Genomic DNA, 18,825 nt, shown 5'->3' on the forward strand with positions numbered 1-18,825 from the left:
TCAGGACAGGTGGTGCACCTCCTGCAGCCCGTACACCGGCGTCGGCAATCCGAGGTGGCGGGCCTTCAACTGCAGCGCCAGGTACAGCGAATAGTGCCGCGACTGGTGGAGATTCCCGCCGTGGAACCACAGGTTGGGTTGGCGGGTGGGCTTCCACATGTTGCGCTGCTCGCCCTCCCACGGCCCGGGGTCCTTGGTGGTGTCGCTGCCCAGGCCCCAGACCTTGCCCACCCGGTCGGCGACGTCCTGGCCGATGAGGTCGGCGGCCCAACCGTTCATCGAGCCGAACCCGGTGGCGTACACCACCACATCGGCGGGCAACTCGGTGCCGTCGGCCAGCACCACGGCGTCCGCGGTCAGGTGCGACACATCCCCGTGTGCGAGCTTGATGCTCCCATCGGCGATCAGATCGCAGGCACCGACGTCGATGTAATAGCCGGATCCGCGGCGCAGGTACTTCATGAACAACCCGGAACCGTCGCCGCCCCAGTCCAGGTCGAAACCGGCGGCCTCGAGTCGATCGTAAAAGTCCTTGTCCCGCTCCCGGATTGCGTCATAGATCGGAATCTGGAACTGGTGCATGATCCGGTAGGGCAGTGAGGCGAACGTCAGATCCGCCTTTTCGGTGGTCATTCCGGCGGCCAGCGCCCGCTCGGAATAGAGGTCGCCGAGCCCGAGATCCATCAGCGAGTCCGATTTGACGATGTGCGTCGATGAGCGCTGCACCATCGTCACGTCGACGCCGTTCTCCACCAGCGCCTTGCAGATGTCATGAGCGGAGTTGTTGGATCCGATGACCACGGCGCGCTTGCCGACGTACTGATCCGGCCCGGGGTGGTGGCTGGAATGGTGTTGGTCCCCGGCGAATACGTCCTGGCCGGGGAACGTCGGCACATTGGGCTTACCGGACATGCCGGTGGCCAGCACGAGCTGGGTGGGGTGCAGGGTGAGCCGCTCACCGTCGCGGTCCACCTCGACGGTCCAGCGCTGCTCGGACTCGTCGAAGGCCGCGGACAGGCAGGTGGTCTTGGACCAGTAGGGCACCTCCATGACCTTGGTGTAGAACTCCAGCCAGTCGCCGATCTTGTCCTTCGGCGCGAACACCGGCCAGTTCTGCGGGAACGGCAGGTAGGGCAGGTGGTCGTACCAGACCGGGTCGTGCAGGCACAGCGACTTGTAGCGCTTGCGCCACTGATCGCCGGGGCGTTCGTGCTTGTCGACCACGATGGCCGGCACCCCGAGCTGACGTAGCCTGGCGCCCAACGCGATTCCGCCCTGCCCGCCGCCGATCACCAGGATGTAGGGTTGTTCGGAGTAGCCGAGAGCACGATCTTCGTCGGCCTTGCGTTCCGCCCACGAACGGGTGTCCGGATCGGATCCGTGCACCGCGCCGAGCACCCGCGTCGGCCCTTTGCGTTCCTCGTGGCCCTTGAGTTCCTGCAGCGCGGTCAGCAGTGTCCAGGCGGTGTCCGCACCGTCGTCGCTTCTTTTCAGGCGCAGGTGCCCGGTGCCGCGGCCCACCGCGGTCTCGAACTCGATGAACGCCGAGACGACACCGTCACCGTCACCGTCATCGGTGGCGGGCTCGCGGGTCCGGAACCCCGACGGGTCCGTGCCGGCCAGTCGGTTCTCCAACATGTCGCCGATGGCGTCGCGGCCCTCCATCGTCTTGAGATTCCAGGTGAACGACACCAGGTCGCGCCAGAAGCTGTCGACGGCGAACATGCCGGTGACCCGCGCGATATCGCGGGTGGCCAGGGCCGTCTCGAACTCGGAGAGCCAGGCGTCCGCACGTTCCTGGGCAGAGATGCGCGAGGCGGGGGCAACGGGAAGATCAGCGATCTGTGTCATGTGAGCCAGCACACACCCGGGTTCGACGGCCGCGCAAGGCCTGCAACCCCCTGCAACTCTTTTGCGCTGTGCGCCAGCTCACATACAACTGGGGCATGAAAGCAGCTGTGTACTACGGGCCGAACAAGGTCGACGTGACGGAGGTACCCGAGCCGGAACCGGGGCCGGGCACCGTCAAGGTGCGGGTGGGGTTCAACGGCATCTGCGGCACTGACCTGCACGAATACTATGCCGGACCGATCTTCGTGCCGACCGAACCGCATCCGCTGACCGGGCAGCAGCTGCCGGTCGTGATGGGTCACGAGTTCTCCGGGACCATCACCGCGCTCGGCGCCGGCGTCCGGGGCTGGGCCGAAGGCGACCGGGTGGCGATCGAACCGATCTACCGCTGTGGCAGGTGCGGGCCCTGTCAGGCCGGCAACTACAACATCTGCGCACAGATCGGCTTTCACGGTTTGATGTCCGACGGCGGGATGGCCGAGTACACCGTGGTACCCACCGACATGCTGCACAAGCTGCCCGACAATGTGTCGCTGGAATTGGGCGCCTTGGTCGAGCCGATGTCGGTGGCCTACCACGCGGCGACGCTCGGCGATGCGCATCCCGGCGACACCGCCATGGTGTTCGGTGCGGGACCGATCGGAATCGGCTTGTGGTTTGCGTTGCGCGGCAAGGGGATCGAGGACACCTTTGTGGTGGAGCCGTCTGCCACGCGCCGCGCCGCCATCGAGACGCTGGGTGCCCGCACCCTCGATCCGGCGGCGATCGACGTGCCGTCCTTCATTGCCGATCACACCGGCGGGCGGGGCGCCGGTGCGGTGTACGACGCCGCCGGGGTGGCCCCCGCGGTGGAAACCGCGCTGGCCTGCGTCGGTGCACGAAAGGCCATGGTGAGCGTCGCGATCTACGAGAAGCCGCTGACCACCCCACTGCTCAATCTGGTGATGAACGAATCCCGGATCCAGGGCTCATTGTGTTACACCGCAGCAGATTTCGAAGCCGTCATCGGTCTGATGGCGCGCGGCGCCTACGACACCACCGGGTGGGTTACCGCCATCGGCATCGATGACGTCGTCGACGAGGGCTTCGAGGCCCTGCATGCCGGAGCCAAAATGAAGGTTCTGGTCGATCCAGCCAACTGAGAGGACCAGTCATGACACGCTCGATCCCCGCCCCATTGCTCGGCAAGGTGGCCCTGGTGACCGGCGCGGGCCGCGGTATCGGCCGCGGCATCGCCCACGAACTCGCCGGCCAGGGTGCCGACCTGGCGCTGGTGGACACCGATGCCGGTGCACTCGCCCAGGTCTGCGATGAGATCACCGAAATCGGTTCCAAATCCGCGGTATTCGTCGCTGACGTGTCCGACCGCGCCGCCGTCTTCGCCGCCGTCGATCACGCGGCGAGTGCACTCGGCGGATTCGACATCATGGTGAACAATGCCGGCATCGCCCTGGTGGGACCCATCGCCGAGGTGACTGCCGAACAGCTGTCCACACTGTGGGCCGTCAACGTCGACGGTGTGCTGTGGGGCATCCAGGCCGCGGTTGCCAAGTTCCGGCAGCTGGGGACCCGTGGCAAGATCATCAACGCCTCCTCCATCGCTGGGCACGAGGGGTTCGCGATGCTGGGCCCATACAGTGCCACCAAGTTCGCGGTCCGCGCGCTGACCCAGGCGGCGGCCAAGGAGCACGCCGCGGACGGCATCACCGTGAATGCGTACTGCCCGGGTGTCGTCGGCACCGACATGTGGGTCGAGATCGACAAGCGGTTCGCCGAACTGACCGGTGCGGCCGAAGGGGAGACGTTCGAGAAGTTCTCCTCGACCATCGCACTGGGCAGGCCGGAGACGCCGGAGGATGTAGCCGGGTTCGTCGCCTACCTGGCGGGTCCGGGTGCGGACTACATGACGGGACAGGCGGGCCTGATCGACGGGGGCATGGTGTACCGGTGACCCGCACGTGACAGCACGTGTGACGGGGAGCACAATCGAGGCAATGGCCGGCTCCTCGATCCCCGAGCCCGCGGTCGCCGTCGGTGAGGACCCGCGTCGATACGCCATGTTGCTGTCCGAGGTGTATGACGCCACGATGGCCGGCTCCCGCGCCCCGGCGAGACCGCGCCCGGTGATCGCCGACTCGTGGAATCGGCTGCTGGGCAGTGGGATCGACCCGGAGCATCACGCGCCGCCGGATGTGGACCGCAGCGGGCTGGATCTGCTGCGGCAGTCCTCCGGCCTGGCCGCGGTGCTCGAGGACATCTCGCGTGGCCTGGAGTCGGTGATCGCCGATGGCAGCAACATCTTGGTGGTGGCCGATGCGCGGGGGCGGGTGCTGTGGCGTTCCGGTACCCCCAGGGTGCTTTCGCAGGCCGACCGGTTGGGTTTTGTGGAGGGCGCGAACTGGGGTGAGCCCGCCGTGGGGACCAATGCCATCGGCACCGCCCTGGTGTCCCGGCGTGCGGTGCAGATCTTCTCCGCCGAGCATTTCCTGCGCAGTCATCACACCTGGACGTGCGCGGGTGCCCCGATCAGGGATCCACGCACCGGGCACGTCATCGGCGCCGTCGACGTGTCCGGGCCGGCCTCGACGGTGCACCCCACCACCATCGCCCTGGTGGATCTGGTCGCCCGACTGGCGGAATCCCGGCTGCGGGAGGCCCACGAACGCATGCTGAATCAGTTGCGGGCAGTGGCCGCGCCGATGCTGGCGCGGATGGGTTCGCCGGCGTTGGCGGTCGACCCCGAAGGGTGGGTGGCCGCGGTGGATTCACTGCCGCCGCACAACCGAATCCTGTTGCCGCAGAACGTCAATTCCGGGCGTGCATGGATTCCCGCGCTCGGTGCCTGCGAGCTGGAGCCGCTGTCGGGTGGCTGGCTGGTACGCCCGGTCGAGGAGATGTCCGCCGACGGCCCGGTGGGGCGCGCGACGCTGGATCTGCGCACCCACAGTGCACCGAGCCTGTCCATGACGGGGCAGTCGGGCACGTGGCGGCGCGACATCTCGCCGCGGCACGCCGAGATCCTGCTGGTGCTCGCCACCCACCCCGAGGGCCGCAGTGCACCGGAACTGGCCGCCGATCTGTACGGCGACCGTTCCCGGGTGGTCACCGTGCGCGCCGAGGTGTCACGGCTGCGTCGACAACTCGTCGGGCTGATCGCCGCCCAGCCCTACCGCTTCGCCGACGGCGTGGTGGTGGACGTGTGCAGGCCGAGCGACCCGCGCTCGTTGTTGCCGGGGTCGACGGCGCCCGCGGTCCGCGCGATCCGCGATCAGAGCGTGTAGGACGTCATCGACAGCGATCCGTAGGTGTAGCCCTGCACCAGTACGTCGGCGGGGCGGTCCGCGGCCAGTCCGGCGACGTACAGCAGCGGGATGAAATGGTCGGCGGTCGGCACGGCGAGACCGAAGTCGGGGTGTTCGCGCAGCTTGAGCACGTCGGCCGGCGCGGAGGTGAGCAGCTCGCGCGCCGCATCGTCGAATCGGGTGGCCCAGTCGAAGCCGCGGTCGGGGCGTTCCGCGGACATCGTGCGCAGATTGTGCACGATATTGCCGCTGCCGAGCACCAGGATGCCGCGTTGCCGAAGCGGCGCCAGCCGGGCGCCCAGCTCGAGGTGGTACTCCAAGGTCTGCTCGGCGTTGATGGACAGCTGCACCACCGGAATGTCGGCGTCGGGAAAGGCGTGCACCAACACCGACCATGCGCCGTGGTCGATACCCCAGCTGTCCCGGTCGGCGCCGACCCACGTCGGCGCCACGATCTCGGCGATCTCATCGACGAGCTCCGGTAGACCCGGTGCGGGATAGTCGATCTCGTACAACTCCGACGGGAAGCCGTAGAAGTCGTGGATGGTGCGCGGCAGTGCCATCGCGGTGACGGCGGTGGCGTTGATGTACCAGTGCGCACTGATCACCAGAATGGCGCGTGGCCGTGGCGCCGACCGTCCGAACGCGCGCCACGCCGCGGTATAGCGGTTGTCGTCGATCGCATTCATCGGGCTGCCATGGCCGATGAACGCCGCGGGCATGGCGTTCACGAGTCCACGTTACCCGTGTGATCGGGATCTCTGAGGGAAAGTCTTGCGGCACCCGCGTACCAAGTTAGGGTCACCTTACCTACGGTTGGAGTGAGGTTCTCATGCGAAAGATCCGGGTTGCGGTCATCGGGGCCGGTCCCGCCGGCATCTATGCCTCGGACATCCTGACCAGCGAGTACGAGGCCGCCAGAGTTGATCTGTTCGATCGGCTGCCGGCGCCGTACGGGCTGGTCCGCTACGGTGTCGCGCCGGACCATCCGCGGATCAAGGAGATCATCAAGGCGTTGCGCCGGGTGTTGTCCCGTCCCGAGATCAGGTTCATCGGCAACGTGCACTACGGCACCGACCTCACGCTGACCGAGCTGCGCCGCCACTACGACGCCGTGATCTTCTCCACCGGTGCGCGCCGCGACCGGCCACTGGACATCCCCGGGATCGACCTACCCGGCAGCTACGGTGCCGCGGATTTCGTGTCCTGGTACGACGGACATCCCGATGCGCCGCGCAGCTGGCCGCTGGAAGCCCGCGACGTCGCCGTGCTCGGTGCCGGCAACGTCGCCCTCGACATCGCCCGGATGCTGGCCAAACCCGCCGATGAGCAACTCGGCACCGAGATCGCCGGCAACGTCTACCGGGGGCTGGCGTTGAACAAGGCGACCGACATCCACGTCTTCGCCCGGCGGGGCCCGGCCCAGATCAAGTTCTCGCCCATGGAGTTCCGGGAGCTGTCGCACTCCCCGAGCGTGGACGTCATCGTGCATCCGGAAGGTTTCGAGATCGACGAGGCCAGCCAGAAGGCCATCAACTCGACCAAGTCGATCAAGCTCGTCGTCGACACCATGATGAAGTACATGGACCGCGAGCCCACCGGCGCAGCGCACCGAATCCACATCCACCTGTGCCAGTCGCCGGTCGCCGTGCTCGGCACCGATGCCGTCGCGGGGTTGCGCACCGAACGTACCGAGCTGATGGGCGACGGGAATGTCAGGGGGACAGGGGAATTCACCGACTGGCCGGTGCAGGCCGTCTACCGTGCGGTCGGATACCAGTCCTCGCACCTGGCCGACCTGCCGTTCGACCACCACGCCGCAGTGGTGCCCAACGACGCAGGCCGGGTGCTGGACTCGGACTGGACGGTGATCGAGGCCACCTACGTCACCGGATGGGTCAAGCGCGGTCCGATCGGACTGATCGGGCACACCAAATCCGATGCGGCCGAGACGATCGCCAGCCTGTTGGCCGACCTGCCCAATATCCCCGGACCGGAGGTCGGCGACCCGGACGCCATCCTGGCGCACCTGGCGGGCAGCGGGGTGGACTACACCACCTGGGCCGAGTGGGAACGCCTGGACGCGCACGAGGTCGCCCTCGGCGCCGAGCAGGGCCGCGACCGGGTCAAGGTGGTGCCCCGCGACGAGATGATCAGCGCAGGTAGGCGTCCGCCCATGCCCCGATGATGCGGCCGGCGCGTTTGGCCTGACCGGGCCCGGTCAGCAGATGCTCCGAACCCTCCAGTGAGACGAAACTGCGCGGATGCCGCGCGGTCCGGAAGATCTCGCTGGCGTTCTCGATGCCCACGGTGTTGTCCGTCGGCGAATGCAGGATCAACAGTGGAAGCCGGAGGCCCTTGATCTTGTCGTCCAGCTTGGCGCGCCGCACGTCCTCGACGAACGCTCGCTTGAGCGTCAGGGTCCGGCCGCCCACCATCCACTGCCCGCTGCCCTCGGCGAACACCTGATCCAGGCAGGCGTCGTACTGGTGCTCGACATGGGTCGGATCGAACGGTGCGCCCACCGTCACCACCGCGCGCACCCCGGCGCAGTCCCGCGCGCAGGCCAGCACCGCCGCGCCGCCCCACGAGTGGCCCACCAGCAGGTCGGCGGGAGTACCGCGGGCGGTCATGAACTGGCAGGCGGCGATCACATCGTTGACCTTGCAGGTGAACGACCCGTCACCCCAGTCACCCTCGGAGCCGCCGAGGCCGAGCGCGTCGAAACGCAGCATGCCGATCCCATCGGCGGCGAGCTGCTTGCAGATGCGCGCCGCGGCCGGCGAGTCCTTGCCGAGGGTGAAGCCGTGCGAGAAGACGCCCCAACCACGCACCGGGCCCTCGGGGAGGTCGATCAGACCGGCCAGCGCGGGACCGGTTGCGCTGGGAAATGTGACGCGTTCAGCCATGCCCGAGGTTTACCACGCGGCGAGAGTCAATAAGGTGTCGTTCGTGCCGCTCAACACCGTCGCGCTCGAACTCGTCCCACCGAATGTGGAGCGGGGGGCGCAGTACGCCATCGATGAGGCGATCAAGGTCCGCACGTTGTCGCAGCAGACGGGCGTCGATATCGGCCACATCATGATCCCCGGGATGATCGACGAGGACGATGATCGTCCCATCGAGATGAAGCCCAAGATGGATGTCTTGGAGTACTGGTCGCTGATCCGCCCCGAACTTCCCGGCTCCCGCGGGCTGTGCACCCAGGTCACGTCGTTTCTGGACGAGCCGGCCCTGCGCACCAGGCTCACCGCACTGAACGCGGCGAACTTCGACGGTATCGCCTTCGTCGGGGTGCCGCGCACGTTGCAGGACGGCGAGGGCGGCGGGGTGGCCCCCACCGACGCCTTGTCCGTCTTCGAGGCACTGGTCCCCAACCGCGGGGTCATCCTGATTCCCACCCGGGACGGTGAGCAGGGCCGCTTCAACTTCAAATGCGACCAGGGCGCCACCTACGGCATGACCCAGCTGCTGTACTCCGATGCCATCGTCGGCTTCCTCTCCGAATTCGCGGACACCACCGAGCACCGTCCGGAGATCCTGCTGTCCTTCGGATTCGTGCCCAAGATGGAGTCCCAGGTCGGGCTGATCAACTGGCTGATCCAGGACCCCGGCAATGCGGCCGTCGCGGCCGAGCAGGAATTCGTCAGCAGATTGGCGCCGCTGGATCCCGACGCCAAACGCCGCGAGATGCTCGACCTGTACAAGCGGGTGATCGACGGGGTCGGTGAGCTCGGCTTCCCGCTGAGCGTGCACTTCGAGGCCGCCTACGGGCCCTCCCGGCCCGCGTTCGACACCTTCGCCGCGATGCTCGACTACTGGACGCCGGAGAGTTCCAGCTCGAACGCAGGATAGTCGTCGAGCATCCGGCGCAAGGCCGACTCGAACTGCCACATCGAGGTCAGATCGTGGTTCAGCCGGCAGTCCACCGCGGCGACCGAGCCACCCGCCGGCGGCCCGTAGTGCACCCGGTCGGCGACCCGATCGAACAGCGACCGGGGCACCGCGAGGTAATGCCAGGGGTCTCCGTGTGGGGTCGCCACCACCGCCGCATAGAGCAGGCCGTGCTCGGTGGCCACGATATGGGTGGCGGTGACGATCACCGGGGCGTGCGCCTCGGCGTGTGCCCATTCCGCCGCCGCCACCCGGCCCGCGACGACGTGCAGCCGCACATCATCGGTGAGCAGTGCCGGGAAGTCCGAACGGGCAATCTGCGGGCTGGAGCGGCTCCCGACGTCGAGGCAGTCGCGAAGCATGGTGCCGAAGTAGTCGTTCATGGACACCTCCCAGACCTCGAGCGTGCACCCGGACGAGGGTGGCGGTCAACCGCCTATCCTTGGGTAAATGTCCGTCCGTGAGCTCCATGCCCGTCTGGACGGCCTGACCTACCGTGATGCGTCCCGGCTCGGCCGCCGGCTCAAGGGACTGCGCGGCGATCCGCCGGGTTCGCTGATCGAGCAGTTCGCCACCGCCGAGGCGCTGGTACTCACCCGGCAGGCCGCCGTCCCCGAGATCAGCTACCCCGACCTGCCGGTCACCGACAGCCGCGCCGAGTTGGCCGACGCCATCACCAACAATCAGGTGGTGATCGTCGCCGGGGCCACCGGCTCGGGCAAGACCACCCAGCTACCCAAGATCTGCCTGGAACTGGGCCGGGGGATCCGCGGCACCATCGGGCACACCCAGCCGCGCCGGCTGGCGGCGCGCACCGTGGCCCAGCGCATCGCCGACGAACTCGGCACCCCGCTCGGTGCCACCGTCGGCTACACCGTGCGGTTCACCGATCAGGCCAGCGACTCGACGCTGATCAAACTGATGACCGACGGCATCCTGCTCGCCGAGATCCAACGCGACCGCCGGCTGCTGCGCTACGACACCCTGATCCTCGATGAGGCGCACGAGCGCAGCCTCAACATCGACTTCCTGCTCGGCTATCTGCGTGAGTTGCTGCCCCGCCGGCCCGACCTCAAGGTGATCGTCACCTCGGCGACCATCGAGCCCGAGCGGTTCGCCGAACACTTCGGCGGTGCCCCCATCGTGGAGGTGTCGGGGCGGACATATCCGGTGGAGATCCGGTACCGGCCGCTGGAAGTGCCGGTCGCTGCCTCCGATGACGAGGATCCCGACGACCCCGATCACGAGATCGTGCGCACCGAGGTCCGCGATCCGACCGAGGCCATCGTCGACGCGATCGGCGAATTGGAGGCCGAACCCTCCGGCGATGTGCTGGTGTTCCTGTCCGGGGAACGCGAGATCCGCGACACCGCGGAGGCGCTGCGCTCCCTGGTGGATCAGGGCACCGAGGTGCTCCCGCTCTACGCCCGGCTGTCCACCGCCGAGCAACAGAAGGTATTCATGCCCAGCACCTCGCGCAGGCGAATCGTGTTGGCCACCAACGTCGCCGAGACCTCGTTGACGGTCCCGGGCATCCGGTACGTGGTGGACCCGGGCACCGCGCGCATCTCCCGGTACAGCCGGCGCACCAAGGTGCAGCGACTGCCCATCGAACCGATCTCGCAGGCCTCGGCCGCGCAACGGGCCGGGCGGTCGGGTCGCACCGCCCCCGGTATCTGCATCCGGCTGTACTCGGAGCAGGACTTCGAGTCCCGGCCCCGCTACACCGATCCAGAGATCCTGCGCACCAACCTCGCCGCGGTGATCCTGCAGATGGCGGCACTGAAACTCGGTGCCATCGAGGACTTTCCGTTTCTGGACCCGCCCGACGCGCGCAGTATCCGCGACGGCGTGCAGCTGTTGCAGGAACTCGGGGCCTTCGACACCGCTGCCGGAGGAGGTGCCCTGACCGAGGTGGGCCGGCGGCTGGCCCGGCTGCCGCTGGACCCGCGCATCGGCCGGATGATCCTGGCCGCCGAAAGCGAGAACTGCGTACGCGAGGTACTGGTGCTCGCAGCGGCCCTGTCCATCCCGGACCCGCGCGAACGCCCGGTGGACCGCGAAGAGGCCGCCCGGCAGAAGCATGCGCGGTTCGCCGACGAGCACTCGGATTTCATCTCCTACCTGAACCTGTGGCGCTATCTGCGCGAGCAGCGCAAAGAGCGTTCCGGCAGCGCCTTTCGCCGGATGTGCCGGGATGAGTTCCTGCACTACCTGCGGATTCGGGAGTGGCAGGACCTGACCGGCCAGCTGCGCAGCATCGCCGGTGACCTGGGGATCCGGGAATCGGGCGAGGACGCCGACCCGGCGCGCGTGCATGCCGCGTTGGCGGCCGGCCTGCTGTCCCATATCGGACTGCGGGAAGGGGATTCCCGTGACTACACGGGTGCGCGCAACACCAAGTTCGTGTTGGCCCCGGGTTCGGTGCTGTCCAAGAAGCCGCCGCGCTGGATCGTGGTGGCCGATCTGGTGGAGACCAGCCGGCTGTTCGGCCGTACCGCCGCCCGCATCGACCCGGAGTCCGTCGAACGGATGGCCGGTCACCTGGTTCAGCGCACGTACAGTGAGCCGCACTGGAATGCGCAGCGCGGCGCGGTGCTGGCCTTCGAACGGGTGACGCTCTACGGGCTGCCGCTGGTGCCGCGCCGGACCGTCAACTACGGACAGATCGACCCGGAGGTGGCGCGCGACCTGTTCATCCGGCACGCGCTGGTCGAAGGGGACTGGCAGACCCGGCACCACTTCTTCGCCGATAACGCCCGGTTGCGCGCCGAGCTCGAGCAGATGGAGGAGCGGGCCCGCCGGCGTGATCTGCTGATCGGCGACGAGGAGCTGTTCGCCCTGTACGACGCCCGCATCCCGCCGGAGGCGGTGTCGGCCAGGCACTTCGACGCCTGGTGGAAGAAGCAGCGGCACAAGACCCCCGACCTGCTGACGTTCACCCGCACCGAACTACTGCGCTCGGATGCCGGCGACGAGCATCCCGACACGTGGCGCACCGAGGATTTGGCGCTGCCGCTGACCTACCGGTTCGAGCCGGGCGCCGCCGATGACGGTGTGACGGTGCACATCCCGGTCGAGGTGCTCACGCGCATCGGCGGCGACGGCTTCGCCTGGCAGGTGCCCGCCCTGCGGGAGGAACTGGTGACGGCACTGATCAAGTCGCTGCCGAAAGAGCTGCGCCGCAACTTCGTGCCTGCGCCGGATACCGCGCGCGCCATCCTCGACGACCTGAACCCGGGCAGCGGATCTCTGCTGACCGAGATCCAGCGGGAGTTGCGCAGGCGCAGCGGTGTGGTGGTGCCGGTGGAGGCATTCGATCTGAGCAAGGTTCCCGACCACCTGCGGGTCACCTTCGCCGTCGAGACGACCGACGGAACCGAGATGGCCCGTGGCAAAGACCTTGCCGGGCTGCAGGACCGGCTGGCCGCGCCGGTGCAGCGCGCCGTCGCCGACGCGGTCGCCGGTAAGTGGCAGCGCACCGGTCTGACATCCTGGCCCGCCGATCTGACCGAGCTGCCGCGCACCATCGAACAGCGCAGCGGTGCGCACACGGTGCGCGGATTCCCGGCCTTCGTCGCCGCCGGGGCCACGGTGGACGTGCGGGTGTTCGCCACCGCTGCCGAACAGTCCGCGGCGATGAAACCCGGCATGCGCCGGCTGCTGCGGTTGACGGCACCCTCGCCGGTCAAGGCGGTGGAGCGCGGACTGGACACCCGGACCCGGCTCGTGTTGAACGCGAACCCCGACGGCACGCTGGCCGCCCTGCTGGAGGATTGCGCCGATGCCGCTGTCGATGCACTCTCCCGCGATATCGTGTGGACCAAAGCGGATTTCGATGCTCTCGCGGTACGGGTGACCGGCGGTCTGGCCGCGACGACCGCCGATATCGCCGCCCGCGTGGCCAAGGTCCTGGCCGCGGCGCACGAGGCGCAGGTCGGGATACCGGACCGGCCGCCGCCGGCGCACGCGGAGGCCATCGCCGATATCCGTGGCCAGCTGGATCGGCTGCTGGACAAGGGATTCGTCACCGCCACCGGCGCCACCCGGCTGGCGGACCTGACCCGCTACCTGATGGCGATCGGGCGCCGTCTGGAGCGGCTACCGCATGCGCTCGGCGCAGACCGGGAGCGGATGGACCGGGTGCACGCCGTCGAGGACGCCTATGACGATTTGCGGCGCGCGCTGTCCCCGGCCCGCGCGGCCGGATCCGATATCGCCGATATCGGTTGGCAGATAGAGGAATTGCGGGTCAGTCTGTGGGCTCAGCAGCTGGGAACCCCACGCCCGGTCAGCGAGGCGCGGATCTACAAGGCGATCGCGGCGATCAGCTAGCGACGCCCCGCCGAAACAGCATTCCAAAAGGTGTCCACTCGCTGTTTGCCCTCTGGAATGCTGTTTCGGCGTATAGAAAGAGAGCTATGCAACGTGTTGTCATCGCCGGGCTCGGCGACACCGGGGTGCTCACGGCGCTCAAGTTGGCGAAGCGTTTCCAGGTCACCGGAATCTCGGCCAAGCCCGGACTACTCAGTGGGCAGGAACTCGGGGTGCGGGTGGCCCGTCCGCACGAGTGGGCCCGTGACTATTGGACCGGCTTCGACCGCTTCCGCGGACTGGACCGGGTGCACACCGTGCACGGCACCCTGACCGGACTCGACATGGCCGCCCGGACCGTCGCTGTCGACCGTGCCGGCGCCGTCGAGCAGGTGCCCTACGACATCCTGGTCATCTCCACCGGCGTCACGAACGGATTCTGGCGCCGGCCGCACCTGCAGTCCGCCGCCGAGATCGACGCGGACCTGCAGGCGGTGCACCGGCGGCTGGCCGCTGCGACGTCGATCGCGGTCATCGGGGGAGGGGCCGCGGCCGTGAGCGCGGCCGCCAACCTCGCGATCGCGCTGCCCGCCGCGCAGATCGGTCTGTACTACCCCGGCGATCATGCGCTGCCCCAGCACCATCGCCGCGTGTGGCAGCGGATCGAATCGCGGCTCACCGCATCCGGAGTGGCGCTCCATCCTGGGCACCGTGCCGTCATCCCCGAGCACCATGACGAGATCACCGGCGAACCGGTGCACTGGAGCACCGGGCAGCCCGCGGTCACCGCCGACGCGGTGCTGTGGGCGATCGGCCGGGTCAGCCCGAACACCGGCTGGCTGCCCGCCGAGCTGCTCGACGCCGGCGGATTCGTCCGGGTCACCCCGCAGTTGCAGAGCCCGGGCCACCCGGAGATCTTCGCGATAGGCGATGTCGCGGCCACCGATCCGCTGCGCGCCTCGGCACGCAGCCGCGCCGACGGTCTGCTCGCCCGCAATATCGCGGCCTACGTCGCGGGCAAGCCGCTGCGTGCCTACCGACCGCCGAAGGCGCGCTGGGGATCGGTGCTCGGCGCCCAGGCCGACGGCCTGGAGGTGTTCGCGCCGTCCGGCCAGGCGATCCGGTTCCCGGCCTGGTCGGTGCGCAACGTCCTGCAGCCGTGGATCGTCAAGCGGGGGATATACCGAGGCGTGCGGTCAGACTGACCAGCTGATCCAGCAGCGTGTCGAGTTCACCCGCGCGACGCTCCTGCGGGGTGAATCCGTCCGCGCCGAACTCCTGGAACAGGGACAGTGCGACCTGGGCCCGGACATCGAACATCTGAAAGTTCGCCACGATCTGGCGCCACTGCTCGACGGCGCGCACACCGCCGTCCGCCCCGTAGGACACGAACCCGACCGCCTTGCCGGTCCATTCGGGTCCCAGACTGTCGACCGCGTTCTTCAGCGCACCGGGCACACCGTGGTTGTACTCGGGGGTGACGAAGACGAATCCCTTGCAGGCATCGATCGCCCGGCTCCACCGCCGTACGCTCTCCGAGTCGTAGTCACGGTTCGCCGCTGCTGGCGGCAGCGGCGCGGTCAGCAGGGGAACGTCGAACTCCTTGAGGTCGATGACCTCGAATTCGGTGGCGTCCCGGCGTGCCGCCCGCTCGGCGACCCACTGCGCGACGGAGGCGCCCACGCGGCCCTCCCGTATCGATCCGATGATGATGCCGATGGTCATATTCACGTTCTCCCTTCGGTAGGTGCATCGTCTGCCGTCGGCCCAAGTCTTCCCGAAGCGCGCCGATATCTACCGTCGTCGATACGGTACGGTCGGCGGTATGAGCAAGGTCATGGAGGGCGTGCGCGTCCTGGAGGTCGCACAGTTCACCTTCGTCCCCGCCGCCGGCGCCATCCTCGCCGACTGGGGTGCCGATGTCATCAAGGTCGAACATCCGGTGCGCGGCGACACCCAGCGCGGGTTCATCAACATGGGCGGGTTCGCGCTCGACCCGAACCGCCATCCCCTCATCGAGCACCCCAACCGCGGTAAACGCAGCGTCGGCGTCGACGTCTCCACCCCGGGCGGCCAGGAGGTGCTCTACGAGATCGCCAAGACCGCCGACGTGTTCCTGACCAACTATCTGCCTGCCCAGCGGCAGAAGAACAAATTCGACATCGAGCACATCCGGGCGGTCAACCCGAACATCATCTACGCCCGTGGCAGCGCCTACGGCGACAAGGGTGCCGAACGCGACACCGGCGGCTTCGACGGCACCGCGTTCTGGACCCGCAGCGGTGTCGGGCACGCACTGACCCCCGAAGAACTCGGCGGCGCACTCTCGCAGGGCATCCCGGCCTTCGGTGACTCGATCGGCGGGATGAACATCGCCGGTGGCATCGCCGCGGCGCTGTTCCACCGCGAGCGCACCGGCGAGCCCTCCGAGATCGATGTCTCCCTGCTGAGCACGGCATGGTGGGCGGCCGGCGCCAGCGTCACCCAGGGCATGGAGACCGGCGAGACCATGCGCTCGGTGATGCCCAATTCCGTTGGCCCGACGGTCAACCCGTTCCTGGGCAACTACCTGACCTCCGACGGTGGCACCATCAACCTGTGCATCGTCAGCCCGACCGGGTATATCCGGGACGCCTTCGAGCACCTGGGACTGCCGGAGCTGGCCGACGATCCGCGTTTCTGCGACGTGCTCCCGCTGATCGAGAATGCCGCGGCCGCCGTCGAACTGATCACCGAATCGGTGCGCAGCAGACCGTTCGACTACTGGCGCGAGCACCTCAAGACCATGAAGGGTCAGTGGGCGCCGTTCCAGAGCCTGGTGGACCTTGGCCACGACGATCAGGCGCTGGCCAACGACATGGTCGCCGAGGTCGAGGGCGCCGATGGCCGACCGTTCAAGGTGGTCCGCGGGCCGGTCCAGTTCAACCACGAACCGCTGCAGACCACCCGCGCGCCGCAGGCCTCCGAGCACACCGAGCTGGTGTTGATGGAGATCGGCCTGGAATGGGATCGCATCGAGGAGCTCAAGGACGCCGGCGCGATAGCCTGAGCTACCCGGTAGCCACCCGTGGCGCGCGGTCGGCCGGCGCGGTGTCGAGCACCATCCGGGCCACCCGGTCACGGTGAGCCTCGGCACTACCCAGCAAGGCGGCATCGGTGGTGGCCCGTTTGAAGTACAGGTGCGCCTGGTGCTCCCAGGTGAAGCCGATCCCGCCGTGCACCTGGATGGTGTCGGTGGCGATGCGGGAGAACGCCGTCGAGGACAGCGCCTGCGCGATGGCGGTCGCCAGCGCCGGGTCGTCGGAGCCGTCGCTGAGTGCCCACACCGCGTGATAGGTGGCCGAGCGGGCATGCTCCAGATCGACCATGCCCTCCGCCAGCCGGTGCTTGACGGCCTGGAAGGACCCGATCGGGCGTCCGAACTGCAGCCGTGACTTCGCGTACTCCACCGACAGACCCAGCAGATGCTGTGCGGCACCGATCTGTTCGGCCGCCAGCAGCGCCGAGCCGATCTGCAGCGCGTGGGTGATCACCCGGTCGGCCTCATCGGCGCCGGCCAGTAGCCGGGCCGGCGCATCGGACAGCTCGATGGTGGCCTGCGGCCGGGTGAGGTCGAGGGTGACCAACGGCGTGCGGTGCACGCCGGGGCCGTTGGCGTCCACGGCATACAGGGCCACACCCTCGGGACCCATTGCGGCGACCAGCAACTCGTCGGCTGCGTCGGCATCGACCACCCGCGCGACGGCGCCGGTGAGACTATCGGAACCGGTCACGGTGACCGCGGCCGCGTCGAAGGCGCCCGCAGAGTCGGGGACCGCGAACGCCGCGGTGCGGGTGCCCTCGACCAGGGCGCCCAGCAGCTCGTCACGGTCGTCGCCGCCGGACGCGGCGACCAACGCGGGAATGGCGAGGAACACCGTGCCGAACAGCGGCCCGGTTGCCAAGGCGGCGCCCAGTTCTTCGACCGCGATGGCCTGGTCGACCAGGGTGCCGCCGACGCCACCATCGCTCTCGGGCACCGACAGACCCAGCACTCCGAGCTCGGAACCCAACCGCTGCCAGACCCTCCGATCGAAGCGCGGCTCGGACTCCATCTGGATGCGGGCCTTGGCCTCACCGAAGTGCTCGGCGCTGAACTTGCGCACCGCATCCCGGAGTTGGGCCTGCTCGGACGTGAACACGAACTCACTCTCAGCCAGCCTGTCGGGCTGATCCGTAAACTCCTCAGCCACGCGGGATCTCCTTCCACGGCATACCGGCATCGGCCCGCAGATCGCCGGGCAGGCCCAGGATCCGCTCGGCCAGGATGTTGCGCATCACTTCCGATGTCCCGCCTTCGATGGTGTTGGCCTTGCTGCGCAGGAAGCGCTGCTGGATGGGCCCCCGCCAATCCGTCTCATCGTCACTGTCGTGCATCCCGTAGCCGTGATACAAAATGCCCTCGGCGCCGAGCAGATCCATGCACCACGTGTAGATGTGCTGGTTGAGTTCGGCGCCGACCAGCTTGCCGATCGATCCCTCCGGGCCCGGCCCGCCGACGGTGGCGGTGGCGCGCGAGCGCTGTGCGGTGAGCCGCTGGGCCTCCGAACGCAGCCACAGCTGGGTGAGCCGGTCCCGCAGCACCGGGGTCTGCAGATCCGGCCGCGAGGCCCACAGCCCGACGGCTTCGGCGATGGTGCCCGCGCCGCGCCTGGCACCGCTGCCGCCGAGCGCACTGCGCTCGTTCATCAACGTCGTCATCGCCACACCCCAGCCGTTGCCGACCTCACCGAGTCGGTGTGCATCGGGGATGCGGGCGTCGGTCATGTAGACCTCGTTGAATTCGGCCTGTCCGGTGAGCTGGCGCAGCGGCCGCGTCTCGACGCCGGGGGCGTGCATGTCCAGCACGAAGTACGTCAGCCCCTTGTGCTTGGCCACATCGGGATTCGTGCGCGCCAGCAGCAGCCCCCACCGCGCCCGGTGGGCCAGGCTGGTCCACACCTTCTGTCCGTTGATCACCCAGTCGTCCCCGTCGCGGACCGCCGACGTGGCCAGGCCGGCCAGATCGGATCCCGCGCCGGGCTCGGAGAACAACTGACACCAGATGTCCTCGGTGCTGGCCAGCGGCCGCAGCCAGAATTTCTTGAGCTCCTCGGACTGCGCGTGTTCGCGCACCGTCGGCGCGGCCATCCCGTAGCCCATCGGATTGAGCCCCAGCGGCATCGGACCACCGGCGCCCTGCAGGATGCCGTCCGCGACGGCCTGCAGCCCGCGGGAGACCCCCAGACCACCGAGTCCCACCGGGAAGTGCACCCAGGACAGTCCCGCGTCATAGCTGGCCGTCAGGAACTCCGGGATGGGGACCTTCTTGGGGTCATGCTCCGCCACAACCTGCCGGGCCAGTTCGGCGACCCGGTCCGCATCGGCTTTCGCGCTCATCCCGCCACCATAGGGAAGAGTGATCGACGTCACGTAGGCGGGTCTA

Annotated in this window: 15 protein-coding genes; 8 read left to right on the forward strand and 7 right to left on the reverse strand. The window is 68.4% G+C overall.

All coding sequences use genetic code 11. The annotated features are described in order from the left end of the window. The gene (locus tag A7U43_RS04155) at positions 1-1,851 is read right to left on the reverse strand and encodes a flavin-containing monooxygenase (protein ID WP_067991455.1); all 1,851 of its coding nucleotides are present in this window, start codon (positions 1,849-1,851) and stop codon (positions 1-3) included. A 95-nt stretch (positions 1,852-1,946) separates the two neighbouring features. Here A7U43_RS04155 and A7U43_RS04160 point away from each other — a divergent pair, with 95 nt between their 5' ends. From A7U43_RS04160 to A7U43_RS04170, 3 genes are read left to right on the forward strand one after another with little or no spacing between them, the layout of a single operon-like run. Next, complete coding sequence (locus tag A7U43_RS04160; protein WP_067991457.1) at positions 1,947-2,993, forward strand: 2,3-butanediol dehydrogenase; 1,047 nt, start codon at positions 1,947-1,949, stop codon at positions 2,991-2,993. Positions 2,994-3,004: 11 nt separating this feature from the next. Next, positions 3,005-3,802 carry an acetoin reductase gene (locus tag A7U43_RS04165; protein WP_067991460.1) on the forward strand — a complete coding sequence of 266 codons (798 nt, stop codon included), beginning with the start codon at positions 3,005-3,007 and terminating at the stop codon, positions 3,800-3,802. 43 nt (positions 3,803-3,845) lie between these two features. Further along, positions 3,846-5,132 (forward strand): helix-turn-helix domain-containing protein, encoded by a 1,287-nt coding sequence (locus tag A7U43_RS04170; RefSeq protein ID WP_067991463.1) that lies wholly within the window; start codon positions 3,846-3,848, stop codon positions 5,130-5,132. Here A7U43_RS04170 and ygiD read toward each other — a convergent pair. Further along, positions 5,120-5,875 (reverse strand): 4,5-DOPA-extradiol-dioxygenase, encoded by a 756-nt coding sequence (ygiD, locus tag A7U43_RS04175; RefSeq protein ID WP_068001845.1) that lies wholly within the window; start codon positions 5,873-5,875, stop codon positions 5,120-5,122. The two genes, A7U43_RS04170 and ygiD, sit on opposite strands and share 13 nt — an antisense overlap. 110 nt (positions 5,876-5,985) lie before the next feature. Here ygiD and A7U43_RS04180 point away from each other — a divergent pair, with 110 nt between their 5' ends. Next, positions 5,986-7,341: an FAD-dependent oxidoreductase gene (locus A7U43_RS04180; protein ID WP_067991465.1), complete on the forward strand. Its 1,356-nt coding sequence runs from the start codon at positions 5,986-5,988 to the stop codon at positions 7,339-7,341. On the opposite strand, the gene A7U43_RS04185 is transcribed toward A7U43_RS04180, so the two are convergent. Continuing rightward, positions 7,307-8,062 carry an alpha/beta hydrolase family protein gene (locus A7U43_RS04185; RefSeq protein ID WP_067991469.1) on the reverse strand — a complete coding sequence of 252 codons (756 nt, stop codon included), beginning with the start codon at positions 8,060-8,062 and terminating at the stop codon, positions 7,307-7,309. The genes A7U43_RS04180 and A7U43_RS04185 overlap by 35 nt on opposite strands. 43 nt (positions 8,063-8,105) lie before the next feature. Between A7U43_RS04185 and A7U43_RS04190 the strand changes: the two genes are divergently transcribed. Beyond that, a complete protein-coding gene (locus tag A7U43_RS04190; protein WP_068001848.1) occupies positions 8,106-9,008 on the forward strand; it encodes a mycobacterial-type methylenetetrahydrofolate reductase in 903 nt (300 codons plus the stop codon). Here A7U43_RS04190 and A7U43_RS04195 read toward each other — a convergent pair. Next, positions 8,969-9,430, reverse strand: coding sequence for a hypothetical protein (locus A7U43_RS04195; protein WP_067991472.1), 462 nt, complete (start codon positions 9,428-9,430; stop codon positions 8,969-8,971). The genes A7U43_RS04190 and A7U43_RS04195 overlap by 40 nt on opposite strands. Before the next feature lie 67 nt (positions 9,431-9,497). Between A7U43_RS04195 and hrpA the strand changes: the two genes are divergently transcribed. Next, a complete protein-coding gene (gene hrpA, locus A7U43_RS04200) occupies positions 9,498-13,382 on the forward strand; it encodes an ATP-dependent RNA helicase HrpA (RefSeq protein WP_067991475.1) in 3,885 nt (1,294 codons plus the stop codon). A gap of 86 nt (positions 13,383-13,468) precedes the next feature. After that, positions 13,469-14,566 (forward strand): FAD-dependent oxidoreductase, encoded by a 1,098-nt coding sequence (locus A7U43_RS04205; RefSeq protein WP_067991479.1) that lies wholly within the window; start codon positions 13,469-13,471, stop codon positions 14,564-14,566. On the opposite strand, the gene A7U43_RS04210 is transcribed toward A7U43_RS04205, so the two are convergent. Next, positions 14,529-15,086: an NADPH-dependent FMN reductase gene (locus tag A7U43_RS04210; protein WP_067991482.1), complete on the reverse strand. Its 558-nt coding sequence runs from the start codon at positions 15,084-15,086 to the stop codon at positions 14,529-14,531. The two genes, A7U43_RS04205 and A7U43_RS04210, sit on opposite strands and share 38 nt — an antisense overlap. Positions 15,087-15,186: 100 nt before the next feature. Here A7U43_RS04210 and A7U43_RS04215 point away from each other — a divergent pair, with 100 nt between their 5' ends. Then, on the forward strand, positions 15,187-16,410 hold the full coding sequence (locus A7U43_RS04215; protein ID WP_156525836.1) for a CaiB/BaiF CoA transferase family protein: 1,224 nt from the start codon (positions 15,187-15,189) through the stop codon (positions 16,408-16,410). A 1-nt stretch (position 16,411) separates the two neighbouring features. On the opposite strand, the gene A7U43_RS04220 is transcribed toward A7U43_RS04215, so the two are convergent. Further along, the gene (locus A7U43_RS04220) at positions 16,412-17,593 is read right to left on the reverse strand and encodes an acyl-CoA dehydrogenase family protein (protein WP_231963527.1); all 1,182 of its coding nucleotides are present in this window, start codon (positions 17,591-17,593) and stop codon (positions 16,412-16,414) included. Further along, entirely contained in the window at positions 17,586-18,779 is a 1,194-nt protein-coding gene (locus tag A7U43_RS04225; RefSeq protein WP_067991485.1) for an acyl-CoA dehydrogenase family protein, read from the reverse strand. Before A7U43_RS04225 ends, A7U43_RS04220 begins: the two co-directional genes overlap by 8 nt. Between the last annotated feature and the right edge of the window lie 46 nt (positions 18,780-18,825).

It is taken from the genome of Mycobacterium adipatum, from assembly GCF_001644575.1.
GTDB lineage: Bacteria > Actinomycetota > Actinomycetes > Mycobacteriales > Mycobacteriaceae > Mycobacterium > Mycobacterium adipatum.